14 protein-coding genes and 1 tRNA gene are annotated in these 14996 nt (G+C 40.8%); 11 read left to right on the forward strand and 4 right to left on the reverse strand.

Annotated features, from left to right (window positions below):
* The 3 genes from tnpA to BLR11_RS10010 form a co-directional block, all read right to left on the reverse strand.
* On the reverse strand, positions 1 to 222 hold a 222-nt coding region (gene tnpA, locus BLR11_RS10000), incomplete at its 3' end, for an IS200/IS605 family transposase (protein ID WP_218118779.1).
* A 190-nt stretch (positions 223 to 412) separates the two neighbouring features.
* A complete protein-coding gene (locus BLR11_RS10005) occupies positions 413 to 1147 on the reverse strand; it encodes a type I 3-dehydroquinate dehydratase (protein WP_091651468.1) in 735 nt (244 codons plus the stop codon).
* Between the two features lie 75 nt (positions 1148 to 1222).
* Positions 1223 to 1297: transfer RNA gene (locus BLR11_RS10010), tRNA-Arg, on the reverse strand.
* 184 nt (positions 1298 to 1481) lie between these two features.
* Between BLR11_RS10010 and BLR11_RS10015 the strand changes: the two genes are divergently transcribed.
* From BLR11_RS10015 to BLR11_RS10065, 11 genes are all read left to right on the forward strand, one after another.
* Positions 1482 to 2999, forward strand: coding sequence for an FGGY-family carbohydrate kinase (locus BLR11_RS10015; RefSeq protein ID WP_091651470.1), 1518 nt, complete (start codon positions 1482 to 1484; stop codon positions 2997 to 2999).
* A gap of 308 nt (positions 3000 to 3307) precedes the next feature.
* A complete protein-coding gene (locus BLR11_RS10020; RefSeq protein WP_091651473.1) occupies positions 3308 to 4165 on the forward strand; it encodes a 3-hydroxybutyryl-CoA dehydrogenase in 858 nt (285 codons plus the stop codon).
* Positions 4166 to 4217: 52 nt separating this feature from the next.
* A complete protein-coding gene (locus BLR11_RS10025; protein ID WP_091651476.1) occupies positions 4218 to 5000 on the forward strand; it encodes a short-chain-enoyl-CoA hydratase in 783 nt (260 codons plus the stop codon).
* Positions 5001 to 5207: 207 nt separating this feature from the next.
* Positions 5208 to 6245, forward strand: a complete 1038-nt coding sequence (gene hrcA / locus BLR11_RS10030) for a heat-inducible transcriptional repressor HrcA (RefSeq protein WP_091651575.1) — start codon at positions 5208 to 5210, stop codon at positions 6243 to 6245.
* A gap of 15 nt (positions 6246 to 6260) precedes the next feature.
* The gene (gene grpE, locus BLR11_RS10035) at positions 6261 to 6875 is read left to right on the forward strand and encodes a nucleotide exchange factor GrpE (RefSeq protein ID WP_091651479.1); all 615 of its coding nucleotides are present in this window, start codon (positions 6261 to 6263) and stop codon (positions 6873 to 6875) included.
* A 34-nt stretch (positions 6876 to 6909) separates the two neighbouring features.
* The gene (dnaK, locus tag BLR11_RS10040) at positions 6910 to 8760 is read left to right on the forward strand and encodes a molecular chaperone DnaK (RefSeq protein ID WP_091651481.1); all 1851 of its coding nucleotides are present in this window, start codon (positions 6910 to 6912) and stop codon (positions 8758 to 8760) included.
* A gap of 23 nt (positions 8761 to 8783) precedes the next feature.
* On the forward strand, positions 8784 to 9992 hold the full coding sequence (dnaJ, locus tag BLR11_RS10045; protein WP_091651484.1) for a molecular chaperone DnaJ: 1209 nt from the start codon (positions 8784 to 8786) through the stop codon (positions 9990 to 9992).
* A complete protein-coding gene (prmA, locus tag BLR11_RS10050) occupies positions 9989 to 10867 on the forward strand; it encodes a 50S ribosomal protein L11 methyltransferase (RefSeq protein ID WP_091651490.1) in 879 nt (292 codons plus the stop codon). The genes dnaJ and prmA overlap by 4 nt, the downstream gene beginning before the upstream one ends.
* The gene (locus BLR11_RS10055) at positions 10867 to 11595 is read left to right on the forward strand and encodes a 16S rRNA (uracil(1498)-N(3))-methyltransferase (RefSeq protein WP_091651493.1); all 729 of its coding nucleotides are present in this window, start codon (positions 10867 to 10869) and stop codon (positions 11593 to 11595) included. The genes prmA and BLR11_RS10055 overlap by 1 nt, the downstream gene beginning before the upstream one ends.
* Positions 11595 to 12911 carry a tRNA (N(6)-L-threonylcarbamoyladenosine(37)-C(2))-methylthiotransferase MtaB gene (gene mtaB / locus BLR11_RS10060; protein ID WP_091651496.1) on the forward strand — a complete coding sequence of 439 codons (1317 nt, stop codon included), beginning with the start codon at positions 11595 to 11597 and terminating at the stop codon, positions 12909 to 12911. Before BLR11_RS10055 ends, mtaB begins: the two co-directional genes overlap by 1 nt.
* 1 nt (position 12912) lies before the next feature.
* Positions 12913 to 13257 carry a histidine triad nucleotide-binding protein gene (locus BLR11_RS10065; protein WP_091651499.1) on the forward strand — a complete coding sequence of 115 codons (345 nt, stop codon included), beginning with the start codon at positions 12913 to 12915 and terminating at the stop codon, positions 13255 to 13257.
* A 44-nt stretch (positions 13258 to 13301) separates the two neighbouring features.
* Here the strand turns inward: BLR11_RS10065 and cshA are convergent, their stop codons facing one another.
* The gene (gene cshA / locus BLR11_RS10070; RefSeq protein ID WP_091651501.1) at positions 13302 to 14870 is read right to left on the reverse strand and encodes a degradosome RNA helicase CshA; all 1569 of its coding nucleotides are present in this window, start codon (positions 14868 to 14870) and stop codon (positions 13302 to 13304) included.
* Positions 14871 to 14996 lie beyond the last annotated feature (126 nt).

Below are 14996 nucleotides of genomic sequence, written 5' to 3' on the forward strand. Positions count from 1 at the left end.
AGATACGGACAACTTAGGTGGAATACTCACTAACATATGTATATGATCCCTACACGCATTAGCTTCCAGTATTTCTACATCTTTCCGGCTACATAATTCCCGTAAAATTTTTCCAATATCTTTTTTTAATTTCCCGTAAATCAATTGTCTACGGTACTTGGGTGCAAACACAAGATGATATTTACATCTCCATTTTGTATGTGCTAAACTTAAAGTGTCCATGGATAGCATTTTCCTCCTTTGCTCTAAGTACGGTTGGCGAACCTGTGCTTAGTATAGCAAAGGAGGTTTTGCTTTTTCTACCTATAGCTATAAGCTTTTAGAACCATACGCACAGCGTATGGTTTTCAATACGACAAAAAAACTGGATTCTGTCATAACAGAATCCAGTAAAATAAAAGGGATATATTTTCTATTTTTTCAAAATGGATGCCAGGGTATCCGCATTGATATAGGTGTTTGCATCTTCTTCCTGACAAGAGGCATATACAATGGGAGAGTGGAAGGTATTACCGGCGGCTAAGGCGTTACGGGCGATAGCACCGACTGGTTCACAAATTACCATTGTTCCGTCATGAAGGGCGGTAAAGGTATCAACAATACCTGTCAGATCGGATATATCCGTTTCTTTCTCTACGGGTCGGTATAAATGGTATATTTCTACATCTTTATTATACGCATTTTCCAGCTGGGCGGCTATTTCTTGCCGTGTGGCATCTGTGGCTGCTGCTATGAAAAGAATTGGGATTACCTCTGTATCCAGAGCTAAATCAATGGCATCGGCAATATGCTGTTCATCTCGATCCATATCAATTTCCACGGCATTGGGAATGCCCGAACGAATTGCAAATGTTATGATATCACGGTAGTCTCGGTCGGTTTGAAAATAGGAATCAAGATTGGAAAAGCGGCAGGAGAAGATAATCGGGTTTTCTTGAAATTGTAAACTGATTGTCATGAGCGCATTCCAAAGTTGGGAAAGATTGGCACCACCATTGAACGAATCTGATTTAAATTCGACGAAATCAAATGCATGTTCTTTAATTATATGACTTTGGCTGATTGCGCTGTAAATGCTTTCAGGAGTAAGGGGAACACATATTTTAGGATTTTCTGTGTTTAATTTGGTATAACCGATTTTTATCATTTAGATTTCCTCCTTATATATAAGAATGAAATTACATATAAATAAAGAGCAGCCGTTTAAACGGTTGCTCTTTTTTGGTGCGCCCGGTAGGAATCGAACCTACGCACCCGGTTCCGGAGACCGGTGCTCTATCCCCTGAGCTACGGGCGCATGATAAAAGTAAAAATATAAAGTGGTTTAAAAAGCACTTTACTATATTATCATGTTTTCAAGAAAATATCAATACAATTATTGATGAGATTACCCAAAGTGTTGCTATTTCAAATTTTCGATGCTATTATTGGGAAAGAATATGCATATGAACATTATTCATGATATTACGAGGTGCATGAACATGGAACAAAAATATTATATCGGATTTGATGCGGGAACGCAGAGCGTTAAAGTGGCTGTTTACGATGACACATTGCAGTGTGTGGCAATGGATACGGCGAAGACAACGTTGACTTATCCTCATCCAGGCTGGGTACAGATGGATATTGATGAATATTACCGATTAATCAAGCAATGCATGAGAACCTGTTCGGCTAAATTGAAGGAGCAGGGGATACCCGTTACTTCCGTGCGGGCTATTATGGGAGATGGTATTATTTGCGGGATTGCCGGCGTTGATGCAGACGGAAATGCCGTTACGCCTTTTATTAATTATCTCGACAGCCGTACTATGGAAGATGTGGAGGAACTTAGACAGCAGAAACTTGATATTTGGGCACGGGAGACTGGAAATGCTGAGCCGAATTGCATGTTTCCAGCTATGTTTGCACGGTGGTTTATCAAGAACAGTGAACCATTTCGAACGCAAGGTGTAAAATTCATGCATAATTGTCCGTATGTCTTGCTGCACTTAGCAGGACTTAAAGGAACAGACGCCTTCCTCGATTGGGGGGTAATGTCCGGGTGGGGTTTGGGATATAATGTTATGAATAAGCAATGGTCCGAAGAACAATTGAAAATTTTAGGAATTCCCGGAAAATATATGCCGAAGATTTTAAAACCATGGGATATTATTGGAGAACTTTGTGAAAAGGATGCCAAAGAAACAGGGTTTCCTGCAGGAATCCCTATTTGTGCTGGAGCTGGGGATACGATGGAATCCATGATGGGAAGCGGTGTGTTGGATGCTGGAAGTGCTGTAGATGTGGCGGGCACTTGTGCCATGTTTTGTGCTGCAACAGAAGGAATTGTTCCAGAGTTGTCTGTTCCCGGGAGTGGTCTTATTTTTAATTCAGGTACGCTTCCCAATAGTTATTTTTATTGGGGTTTTGTTCGGACAGGCGGGTTGGCGCTCCGTTGGTTTAAAGATAGTATCTGTCGGCATGAAGAAGATACATATTATGAAAAGCTGGATTCCTTAGCCGGCCGACATCCTGCCGGCTGTGACGGCGTTATGTTTATTCCTTATTTAACGGGAGGAAATGGAGCGTTTCAACATGTGCGGGGAACTTTTTTAGGGTTAACGCTTGATTCTGATCAAGGCGCTCTTTGGCGTTCTGTGCTGGAAGGGATTGGATACGATTATTTGGAAATAACAGATTTATACCGTCATGCCGGCATTTGCATTGATAAACTAACAGTTACTGAAGGCGGAAGCCAAGATTCATTATGGAATCAAATTAAAGCAGATATGCTTGATACACAGGTTCTGACATTGGAAGTTGCCGGCGGAGCCGTTCCAACCAATTGTATTGTTGCGTCATATGCAGTTCATGACATCGTTGATTTGAAATCTGTGCTGCAGCGAAAATTAACGCCGAAGGAAGTCTATATGCCCCATAGTGAAAATACAGCATTATATCGGCGTAATTATGAGAAAAGAAGGAATGTGCTGAAGGCTTTGAATGAAGCTGAATAGAATCTGTGTGCGGAATAAACGGGTTTGTGAAAAAACTCAAAAAGTTCACATGATAAAAGTTCATAATATAACATAATCTATTGCGTATTTTGCATATCCGTATGTAAAGTACGCATTTTTAAGCACTTTCCCATGGTTGAGCGTATTTTCTTTCATTTATTTTATTATAAAAGAGTATAATTCAGTAGATTTTTTTACTAAGTGTGGTATACTATACATGTAAGCAAGGCAACTAAAATATCTAAATGCGTGATAGATGGGAAAAAAACAAGTGAAAAAAATCACGCGAATTGAAGGAGGAGTTAGTAATGTTTTGTAAAAAAGTAATGGTTATTGGTGCCGGTACAATGGGTTCAGGTATTGCTCAGGTATTTGTAACACATGGTTGTGAAGTTGTTTTGAACGATATTAAACAAGAGTTCATTGATGGTGGGAAAGCAAAGATTGACAAGAACTTAACGAAACTTGTCGGCAAAGGCAAAATGACGCAGGAAGATAAGGATGCTGCTATGGCCCGCATTACAGGTTTTGTTGATGTAACTAAAGAAAGCATGGCAGGGATTGATCTCGTTGTTGAAGCGGCTATTGAAAACATGAAAATCAAAGCTCAGATCTTCAAGAATTTGGGTGAATGCTGTGAACCGCATACTATTCTTGCCAGCAATACATCTTCCTTGGCTATTACGGAAATTGCTGCTGCAACCAATCGTCCGGATAAAGTGATCGGAATGCATTTCTTTAACCCGGCTCCTGTTATGAAACTTATTGAAATCATTGATGGTATTGCTACTTCTGAAGATACTTTCAAAAAAGTTTTCGAAGCATCTGAAGAATTAGGAAAATCTCCTGTTAAAGTAACTGATTTCCCCGGCTTTGCAGGAAATCGTATTGTTATTCCGATGTTAAACGAAGCTGTATTTGCTTTGATGGAAGGTGTAGCTTCCAAAGAAGATATTGATAAAGTTTGCCAATTAGGTTTTAATCATCCGATGGGACCACTGGCTCTCTGTGATTTGATCGGTAATGATGTAGTACTTCATGTAATGGAAGTTCTATATGATGGTATGGGAGATCCTAAATATCGTCCGTGCCCGCTGCTCGTTAAATACGTACAAGCTGGATATCTTGGCCGCAAGACCGGCAAAGGTTTCTATGACTATAAATAATGGTTGTATTTGCTGATAAAGTATTCGTATAATTACAGGAGGTTTAGTCAATATGGAGTACCAGAACATTCTTTTTAGTGTGGAAGACGGAATTGGCATGCTGACAATCAATCGTCCGAAAGCTTTAAATGCTTTGAATGCAGCGACAGTTGCGGAAATGAAAGATTGTGTTGAAAAAGTTGCTGTTAATTCTGACATCAAAGTATTGGTTATTACCGGGTCGGGGGATAAATCCTTTGTTGCCGGTGCTGATATCAAAGAAATGGCTACTAAAAATCCAGCTGAAGGACGTGCGTGGGGAATTTTTGGACAAAACGTATTTACAGAAATCGAAAAATTACCGCAGCCCGTAATTGCAGCTATTAACGGGTTTGCACTTGGCGGGGGCTGTGAATTGTCCTGTGCCTGCGATTTCCGGTATGCTTCTGAAAATGCTAAATTTGGTCAACCAGAAGTTGGCTTAGGCATTACCCCTGGTTTCGGTGGTACACAACGTTTGACTCGTGTAGTTGGGCGCGGTTATGCTAAAGAATTAATTTATACAGGTGGTATGATTGATGCTCAGGAAGCGCATCGCATTGGTTTGGTTAACAAGGTGGTTCCTCAAGCTGAATTAATGGATGTTGTCATGAAGGTTGCTAAGAAGATTGCTAAAAATGCACCTGTAGCTGTTCAGATGTCTAAAGCTGCTATTAATAATGGTGTTAATTGCGATGTAGTAACCGGTATTTCTTACGAAGCGGAAGTATTTGGCCTTTGCTTTGCAACGGCTGATCAAAAAGAAGGTATGGGGGCTTTTGTTGAAAAGCGTAAACCGGCCTTTACAGGTAAGTAATACTATTAAGTTATTTTATTGATAAGGCAAAAGTGCATTCCGGAATCCGGAATGCACTTTTTTGTATTTACATTTGACTTTTTGACTTTTATTTGATTTTTTGCCTTAAAATCATTGACAAATGAGACTTAACATGCTATGTTTTATATAGTTATTAGCACTCAATTAAAACGAGTGCTAAAATATAAAGAAGCAGAGGTGATAGATATGGACATGGATGAAAGAAAAAAGAAAATACTGCAAGCTATCATTCAGGACTATATCACATCTGCTGAACCTGTTGGTTCGAGGACTATTGCCCGTAAATATAATCTTGGCGTAAGTGCTGCGACGATCCGCAATGAAATGTTTGATTTAGAAATGCTGGGTTTTTTGGAACAACCCCATACATCGGCCGGCCGCGTTCCTTCCGCCAGAGGATATCGATTTTATGTTGATTGCTTGCTGCAGCCTACAGAAATCAGCAGTGAAGAGAAAAAAATTGTACAAGGCTGGTTTCAAGATAAAATGAGCGATGTTGATCAAATTTTCCAGTCAACGGCTAAAGTTTTATCTCGTATTACACATAATGTGACGTTAGTGATGGCTTCTCGGCAAATGACGTCTAAATTAAAGTATATCCGTTTTTTGCCACTTGACGACTATCGTGCTATTATGATTGTTGTGACCGATACAGGGCAGATTGAAAATTGTATTTATTCTAAGCCGGTATCTGCAACGCTGGATGATTTAAATTTGATTGCAGAGAAATTAACGCATTATTTATCGGGAATCCCCCTGTCTGACATTTCTATGCAGATGATTGATAAGCTTCATGAAAGTATTGTAGATGATGTAGAACTGTATCGCGTAGCGTTTCGATCGTTGACAAAATCGTTCCATAAACAGCAGTTATATAAAGGCGGCACGATGGAGCTCCTTAATAAGCCTGAATTTAAAGATGTAGATAAAGCTAAAAATTTATTTACATTATTAGAGGAACAAGATTTAGTGGCAAATCTTTTGATGGGAGATGAGGGAGCACATAATAAAAAAGTAAGTGTGCGTATTGGCGATGAAGCAAATCTTTCTTCTATCAATGACTGCAGTATTATTGAAGCTACATTTTCCGATGACAATGTGGTTCTGGGGAAAATAGCAGTTTTGGGGCCTACACGGATGGAATATGCAAAGATTATCGGGCTTTTAGATTTTATGAAACAACACTTACAATATATACTAGAGCATTACCATGATAATCAATAGGAGGGTTTGAGACACATGGATGACGAAAACAAAAAATCAGATGTAGAAACAACTGATACATCTAAAGAGGAAGCAAAGGACACACAAGAAACGATATCGGAGGTAAAAAAAGACACTGCACAATCAAAACAGGCAGAAGATAAGATAGATGATGCAGCAGCGGCACAGTCCGCAGCAAAAGAAACATCCGATGCGGTTCTTGATGCGGTGAAACAGCAGTATATGCGTCTGCAGGCAGATTTTGCTAATTATAAAAAACGTACTGCCAGTGAAAAACTGCAAATTTCTGAAGTTGTAAAGGTAGATATATTAACGGGTATATTGCCTATTATAGATAATTTTGAACGGGCATTATGCGTACCGCAGGATCAAGTAACAGATGATATAAAATCCTTTTTAGATGGATATCAGATGATATATAATCAATTAATGACAGTACTTAAAAAAGAAGGTCTGCAGAAAATTGATGCAGTTGGCAAGCCTTTTGATCCTAATTATCACCAAGCTGTCATGCGCACTCCTAGTGATGAATATGAAGATGATATAGTGATTGAAGTATTACAGGAAGGATACCTGCTGGGAGAAAAAACATTACGCCCAGCAATGGTAAAAGTTGCATTTAACGGTTAATTATCGTTGTAATAAAAGAATGGAGGAATTTAAAATGGCTAAAGTAATTGGTATTGATTTAGGTACGACTAATTCGGTTGTCGCAGTAATGGAAGGGGGAGAACCTACTGTTATTACAAATACGGAAGGTTCTCGGTTAACACCATCCGTTGTAGGATTTTCTAAAACAGGGGAACGTCTTGTCGGGCAGCTGGCAAAACGTCAGGCTGTTTCTAACCCGGGAAATACGGTTGCTTCTATTAAACGGCACATGGGCGAAAGTTATACGGTAGATATTAATGGGAAAAAATATACGCCGCAGGAAATTTCTGCCATGATTTTACAAAAACTGAAAGAAGATGCAGAATCCTATTTGGGTGAAAAGGTAACCCAAGCGGTTATTACTGTTCCGGCATATTTTTCTGACAGTCAGCGTCAGGCTACGAAAGATGCTGGTAAAATAGCTGGACTTGATGTACTTCGTATTGTAAATGAACCAACAGCAGCTGCTTTGGCTTATGGCCTTGATAAAGGCGGCGATGGTAAAATCCTGGTATTTGACCTTGGCGGTGGTACGTTCGATGTTTCTATCCTTGAATTAGGAGATGGCGTATTCGAAGTAAAGGCTACAAACGGCAATACAAAACTGGGTGGCGATGATTTTGATGATGTTGTTATGAACTGGATGGTTGCAGAATTTAAGAGTCAGACCGGCATTGATCTTTCCCAGGATAAGATGGCGGAACAGCGTTTGAAAGAAGCTGCTGAAAAGGCTAAAATAGAATTGTCTACGGTTCTTTCCACTAATATTAATTTGCCGTTCATTACAGCCGATGCAACCGGTCCGAAACATTTAGATCTTAATTTGACACGTGCGAAATTTAATGAACTTACAGCAGATCTTGTGCATGCTACGATGGAACCGACTCGTAAAGCGATTGCTGATTCAGGTTTTTCAATCAATGAAATTGATAAAATTATTCTCGTCGGTGGTTCCAGCCGTATTCCGGCTGTACAGGAAGCAATCAAGTCTATCCTCGGCAAAGAACCTAACAAGGGAGTTAATCCGGATGAATGTGTAGCTGTGGGTGCTGCTATTCAGGCTGGCGTACTTGTTGGCGATGTCAAAGATGTATTGCTTCTCGATGTTACCCCGTTGTCTTTGGGGATTGAAACATTGGGCGGTGTATTTACTAAAATTATTGATCGCAATACGACGATTCCTACGTCGGGAAGCCAAGTGTTCTCTACTGCTGTAGATAATCAACCTTCCGTTGATGTTCATGTACTGCAGGGTGAACGTGAAATGGCTGCTGATAATAAAACGTTAGGCCGCTTTGAACTTTCCGGAATTCCATCTGCCCCGCGTGGTGTACCTCGTATTGAAGTATCATTTAATATAGATGCGAATGGTATTGTGAATGTTTCGGCAAAAGATTTGGGAACTGGCAAGGAACAAAAAATTACAATTACTTCCTCCAGCGGCTTGGATAAGAGCGAAATTGACCGTATGGTCAAGGAAGCAGCTGCTCATGAAGCGGAAGATAAAAAACGCAAAGATGGAATTGAAGCCAAAAATAATGCGGATTCTATTATTTATCAGGCTGAAAAAACAATTAAAGATCTTGGGGATAAAGCAGATGCCGCTAAGGTTTCTGAAATCAAGGATAAAATTGCAAGTTTAAAAGAAGCTGTGAAAACCGATGATGTAGATAAAATTAAAGCAGCGACAGATGAATTGACAAAGCCGTTATACGAATTAACCAGTGAAATGTATAAACAAGCGGATGCACAGCAGCAAGCGGCACAGCAAAGCAGTGGTGCGCAACAAGGTTCACAAGAAGCGCCGAAGGATGAAAAAGTCGTCGATGCGGATTATAAAGTAGTCGATGATGACAAGAAGTAAGATAGATAAGAGGGGCTGCCCATATGAGTAAAGATTATTATGAAGTTCTAGGCGTTTCTAAAGACGCTAGTGATGACGAAATCAAAAAAGCATTTCGTAAGCTTGCCATTAAATATCATCCCGATAAAAATCGGGATGATCCTAAGGCAGCTGAAGAAAAATTCAAAGAAATAAATGAAGCATATAGTGTTCTTTCGGATAAACAGAAACGAGCACAGTATGACCAGTTTGGACCGGAAGCCTTTCAAAATGGCGCCGCAGGTGCGGGTGGTTTTGGACAGGGTGGTTTTGGCGGTTTTGGTCAAGGAGGTTTTGGACAAGGCGGCTTTGGCGGTTTCGGAGACATTTTTGATACGTTTTTCGGCGGTCAGGGCAGCCGCCAGACCAATGGGCCTGAACGAGGTGCTGATTTGCGCTTCGATGTAGATATTTCTTTTGAAAATGCTGCTTTCGGTGTGGAAATGGAAATTCAGGTTCCTAAGAATGAAACATGCGATCATTGTCATGGATCAGGAGCGGAACCGGGGAGTAAAGTAGACACATGTCCTATCTGTCATGGAACAGGACAGCAGCGAGTTGTTCAAAATACGCCTTTTGGGCAAATGGTCAATGTACGAACGTGTTCCCATTGCGGTGGCACGGGTAAGATTGTTCATGAAAAATGTAAGAAATGTCACGGAGAAGGTACTCTTAAGATACGTAAAAAGTTGAAAATTAAAATTCCCGCAGGCGTTGATGACGGGGCTCGCTTACGTGTAGCTGGTGAAGGCGAACCCGGTGTGCGTGGTGGCGGACATGGTGATTTGTATGTATATATTTATGTACGAAAACATAATCATTTTGAACGTCGGGGGAATGATGTACTGTCAGAAGAAACCATAACCTTTGCTCAGGCAGCTCTTGGAACTACGATACGAGTGGATACGCTGGATGGCAAGGTTGAGTTAAAGATTCCTGCTGGTACACAAACGGGAACGAGTTTCCGCATTAAAAACCGTGGAGTACCTTATCTTCAATCTGAAAAGCGCGGCGACCACTATGTGCGCGTTCAAGTAGCGACACCTAAACATTTAAATGATAAGCAGCGTCAAATTTTAAAAGAATTTGCGGCTTCTTGTGGTGAAAAATGGGTGGGGGAGCCTGAAAAGAAAGATGGTTTTTGGGATAAAATAAAAAAAATGATTCGCACTTGGTTTGATCGTAAGTGCATGATATGGGGATTTAACGAATGAAATGGAAGCAAATAGACTTGTTCGTCCCCGAAGAGGCCACCGAATTGGTGGCCCTTCTTTTATGCGAGTACGGTAGTAACGGTTCTATTATTGATGAAGAGAAATCACATGGGTCCTGTGTTTGCGTTACGGCGTACTTTCCGACAGAACAAGAAAATATAATATGTATTTTAAAGGAAAAGGTAAAAGAGCTGGAAAACCGCGGCGTTTTTAAAGGGACATGGACCATTTCGGAGACGCAATCCGATGATTCTTCGTGGCTGCATACTTGGCAGGAATATTTCCATCCTAAGAAAATATCGGATCGCTTTTGGGTTGAACCAGCTTGGGAGGCTGCGAATCCCGGGAGCGATGATTTGGTTATTACTATTGAGCCGGGGGTTTCTTTTGGCAGTGGATTGCATGATACAACGAGTCTTTGTATTTCGTATCTTGAACAAACGGTCAAAGGTGGAGATACGGTTTTTGATATCGGAACCGGCACGGGTATTCTTGCAATTGGTGCCGCAAAATTGGGAGCAGCACATGTTACTGCCGTTGACCTTGATGAAAAGGCGGTAGTACAGGCAGCTGTCAATATAGAACTTAATCATATGGCTGCATATATTAATGTGTCCTGCAGTGATTTATTGAATTCTGTAGTACATGGTCCGGATAAAGCGGATGTCATTGTAGCGAATATTGTAAGTGATGCTATTATTGCTTTATTGCCGGCGCTTCCCAAGTATCTGCGTGAGGGCGGTATTTTTATTGCCAGCGGAATTATTGATGATCGTATTGAAGATATACGCAGGGCTGCGGATGAAAACAATTTTATATGGATTGATGAGCAACTCCGTAATGGATGGTACGCTGTTCGTATGAGGTGGATGTGATGAGAAAAATTTTTACATCGTTTCCTTTGACTAGTACATTTGAATTATCTTCTGATGATGCGCATCATGTGATGGTAGTATTGCGTCATAAAGTAGGTGACAGTATTGCTGTAACAGATTCTACGGGAACTACATATGATTGTATTATTACGCAGATAGAAAATCATGCTGTGTTTTTGACACCTGCTCATAAAATAAGTGATGCCGTTATTTCGAATGGAAAGATAATCCTTGCCGCGGGATTGCTTAAGAATGATAGATTTGAATGGATTGTTCAAAAAGCTGTTGAATTAGGTGTGGACCGCATTATTCCTGTACAAATGAATCATTGTGTAGTAAAATTAAATGAAACGCGCCAACAGGATAAAATTAAACGCTGGCAGAAAATTGCGTTAGAAGCGGCAAAACAATGTGGCCGCAATGATGTTCCTGAGATCACTGCTGTTTTTGATATCTCTAAGCTTGTGAAAGAGTATCGTGATGTGCGTTTTGTTGTTCCCTATGAACAGGAGACGGCACCTTTTCACGATATTTGCCAACAAGTGAGAACCGGTGACATAGTCATTTGCATTGGACCGGAAGGCGGATTTGACAAAAATGAAATTGCTTTGCTGCGTGAAAAAATACCTTGGTGTCGCACGGTGTCATTGGGTACACGCATTCTCCGGGCTGAAACTGCGGCGATAGCAGCTATTTCAATTATTATGTATGAAAGAGGATTTAACTAATGTCTACAATTGCATTTGCCACTCTTGGGTGCCGTGTCAATCAATATGATACGGACAGCATGCGTGGTTTATTTTTATCTCATGGGTATCATGAGGTTAATTTTCATGATGTAGCAGATGTATATGTCATCAATACCTGTTCTGTTACGCAAATGGGAGAGAAAAAATCACGCCAATATATTCGGCGCGCGAAAAAATTAAATTCATCTTCCGTTGTTGTTGTGACAGGATGTTATGCACAACTTGAACCGGAACTTATTTCTGCAATGGAAGGTGTCGATGTTGTTATTGGCACAAATGAAAAGCATCGCATTGTGGATATTGTTGACATGTATATTGGAGAAGGACAAAAACATGCTATTACGGCGGTTCGTGATGTACGGGCGTATAATGAGTTTGAAGAAATTCCTTTATATCCGTCGGCAGTAGAACATACACGAGCAGACCTGAAAATTCAAGAAGGGTGCAATAATTTTTGTACATATTGCATCATTCCCTATACAAGAGGAAGTCTTAAATCCCGGAAACCGGATGCCGTTATTGAAGAAGCAAAACATCTTATTACCTATGGATTCAAGGAAATTATACTTACAGGAATTCATTTAGGAGCCTATGGGGTGGATCTTCCTGAACAGCCAACATTAGCTTTGATTTTGCGCCGCCTTCTTGAAGAAACAGAGGTACAACGCATTCGGATGGGGTCTATAGAATCATTGGAAGTTGATGAAGACTTGATTGCTGTCATAAATTCTTCGGACCGAATTTGCCCGCATCTTCACTTGCCGCTGCAATCGGGATCAGATGAACTATTATCATCTATGCACCGACATTATACGAAAACCGAGTATGTTCAATTAATTGAGTATTTACGTGCAAGTATTCATGGGTTAACTGTTTCAACAGATTTGATTCTGGGATTTCCCGGTGAAACAGAGTCCTTGTTTCAAGAAACCTTAGAGACACTGGAATATTTGAAGTTTTCACATATTCATGCATTTCCATATTCACCCAGGCCGGGAACGCCGGCAGCCAGTATGGAGAATCAGGTTCCCGAGCAAGTAAAAAAACAGCGGGTGTCGCTTGTCAATGATTTGACAAAACGGCAGCAAAAAGAAGAAATGCAGCAAATGCTGGGACATACTGTTCTGGTTTTAATAGAAAAACAAACAGGGGATAGCGGCGAAGGGTTTTCGGAAAATTATGAACGGGTTCAAGTAAGCGGACTTCCAGGTAATTACGAAAAAACAATAGTTCGGGCCGTATTAAAAAAAGTAACGGACGATACGTTATTAGGTGAATTCAGAGAGGGTGAATAAAATGGAAGATTGTTTATTTTGTAAAATTATTATGGGTGAAATACCTAGTGCAAAAGTGTATGAAGATGAAAATTTCTTTGCTTTTAAGGATATTGCACCAGTGGCACCTGTACATGTTCTTGTTGTTCCCAAAAAACATATTTGCAGTATTGCTGATTTAAAACCCGAAGATGCAGAAATAGCAGGTAAAATGCTATATGCTATCCAAAAGGTAGCGGATCTGCTCGGGTTGTCTCAAGATGGCTATCGAGTTGTTTTCAATACTGGTGAAAAAGCAGGCCAGACAGTACACCATATGCATGCACATATTCTCGGTGGTAAGGAAATGGCTTGGCCGGGAGTATAACGTAAAAAAAATCCTCATCAGAAATTTTTCTGATGAGGATTTTTTTAATCCTTAAAATAAGGCTTAAAAACAGAACGGTTTGGTTCTTTGTGTTGTTTTTTTTCAGTTGATTTGCGTGGTTCACGCGGTTTACGATCTGAGGAACGAGAATCGCTGAACCGACGTTTTTTTTCTCGATCACCGGAACTTCGATGTGAATCTCCTTCATGTTTTCGATCTTTGTTTCCTGAATAGTCACGGCGGCGGTTTGTGTTATTGCCGGAATGAAAGCTGCGCTTTATACGAAGGGGTGCTTCCTCTGTAATTTTTACAGGAGTCGTATCTGGTTCTTTCGTCAGCAGTTTAATGGCCGCGGAAACCAAGGCAACAGAATCAAAATTAGACAATAATTCTTCGGCACTGGCACGATAGCTTTCTACACTTCCGTCTTCGGCTGCGGCGGCAAGGTTTCTGATAGCACTCTGCTGCGCGCCTTCAAGAGCTTCAGAGAAGGAAGGGGCTTTGCGGCGGGGAATAGGCCGTTTGATTAACCGTTCAATAGTACGGAGATGTTCTATTTCACGAGGAATGACAAAGGTCATGGCTTCGCCGGTTTGTCCGGCACGGCCGGTACGGCCGACTCGATGAACATAGCTTTCCGGGTCCTGCGGCAAATCATAGTTATATACGTGTGTAACACCGCTGATATCTAATCCACGGGCAGCTACATCTGTAGCGACGAGGATATCAATCGTTTTTTCACGGAATTGACGTATGACCGTATCTCGTTTAGCCTGTGTTAAATCTCCGTGGATGCCTTCCGAAGAAAAACCGCGTTTTTTTAATGCTTCGGATACTTCATCGACACGACGTTTCGTGCGGACAAAAATAATCGCTAAATCGGGATCCTGCAAATCGAGCAGTCGGCAAAGTATATCAAACTTTTGACGATCGGGTACTTCGATGTACGATTGTTCAATAAGGTCAATTGTAACTTCCTTTGCTTTCATGCGTATGATCTGCGGATCGTGCAGAAATTTCTGCGCCAATTCTTGGATCGGCTTAGGCATAGTTGCTGAAAAAAGCAATGTTTGCCGAGTATCTGCTGGAGTGGCAGCCAAAATTAGGTTGATGTCATCAATAAAACCCATATTGAGCATTTCATCGGCTTCATCAAGTACAATCGTTGAGATATGGTTGAGACGAATTGTACCTCGTTTCATGTGGTCAATCAAACGACCTGGTGTAGCTACTACAATCTGTGGATTTTTGCGCAGGCGGCGAAGTTGGCGGTCAATATCTTGACCACCGTAAATTGGTAGTGCTTGAATATTGGTAAATTGGGCAAGGTGGTTGATTTCTTCAGCAACCTGCATTGCCAGTTCACGTGTTGGTGATAAGACAACAGTTTGGATATCTTTTGTAGGTGTTGCGGCCAAAATTTTCTCCAGCACGGGAATTGCGTAAGCAGCCGTTTTCCCTGTACCAGTTTGAGCTTGGCCGATCATATCGTTACCGGACAGTGCGACCGGGATGGATTCGGCTTGAATGGGGGTTGGTTCTTCAAATCCCATTTCGTTCAGGGCTTGGATGATTACGTCATTGATGTTCAGTTCTTTAAATTTTTCTAACATGTATACCTCCTATTAATGTAACTTATCTAGTATAGCATTGATTGTTATAAAAAGATAGAGAAAACAATAAAGTATTTTTATTATTTCCTATCATGCACGCATAAGATGCAAGATTGATGAATGTTA

This window comes from Megasphaera paucivorans (assembly GCF_900103535.1).
GTDB lineage: Bacteria > Bacillota > Negativicutes > Veillonellales > Megasphaeraceae > Megasphaera_A > Megasphaera_A paucivorans.

Excerpts from the sequence above, each read along its gene's own strand:
- BLR11_RS10005 (WP_091651468.1), bottom strand. The coding sequence starts at position 1,147 with ATGATAAAAATCGGTTATACCAAATTAAACACAGAAAATCCTAAAATA.
- BLR11_RS10015 (WP_091651470.1), top strand. The coding sequence starts at position 1,482 with ATGGAACAAAAATATTATATCGGATTTGATGCGGGAACGCAGAGCGTT.
- BLR11_RS10020 (WP_091651473.1), top strand. The coding sequence starts at position 3,308 with ATGTTTTGTAAAAAAGTAATGGTTATTGGTGCCGGTACAATGGGTTCA.
- BLR11_RS10025 (WP_091651476.1), top strand. The coding sequence starts at position 4,218 with ATGGAGTACCAGAACATTCTTTTTAGTGTGGAAGACGGAATTGGCATG.
- hrcA (WP_091651575.1), top strand. The coding sequence starts at position 5,208 with ATGGACATGGATGAAAGAAAAAAGAAAATACTGCAAGCTATCATTCAG.
- grpE (WP_091651479.1), top strand. The coding sequence starts at position 6,261 with ATGGATGACGAAAACAAAAAATCAGATGTAGAAACAACTGATACATCT.
- dnaK (WP_091651481.1), top strand. The coding sequence starts at position 6,910 with ATGGCTAAAGTAATTGGTATTGATTTAGGTACGACTAATTCGGTTGTC.
- dnaJ (WP_091651484.1), top strand. The coding sequence starts at position 8,784 with ATGAGTAAAGATTATTATGAAGTTCTAGGCGTTTCTAAAGACGCTAGT.
- prmA (WP_091651490.1), top strand. The coding sequence starts at position 9,989 with ATGAAATGGAAGCAAATAGACTTGTTCGTCCCCGAAGAGGCCACCGAA.
- BLR11_RS10055 (WP_091651493.1), top strand. The coding sequence starts at position 10,867 with ATGAGAAAAATTTTTACATCGTTTCCTTTGACTAGTACATTTGAATTA.
- mtaB (WP_091651496.1), top strand. The coding sequence starts at position 11,595 with ATGTCTACAATTGCATTTGCCACTCTTGGGTGCCGTGTCAATCAATAT.
- BLR11_RS10065 (WP_091651499.1), top strand. The coding sequence starts at position 12,913 with ATGGAAGATTGTTTATTTTGTAAAATTATTATGGGTGAAATACCTAGT.
- cshA (WP_091651501.1), bottom strand. The coding sequence starts at position 14,870 with ATGTTAGAAAAATTTAAAGAACTGAACATCAATGACGTAATCATCCAA.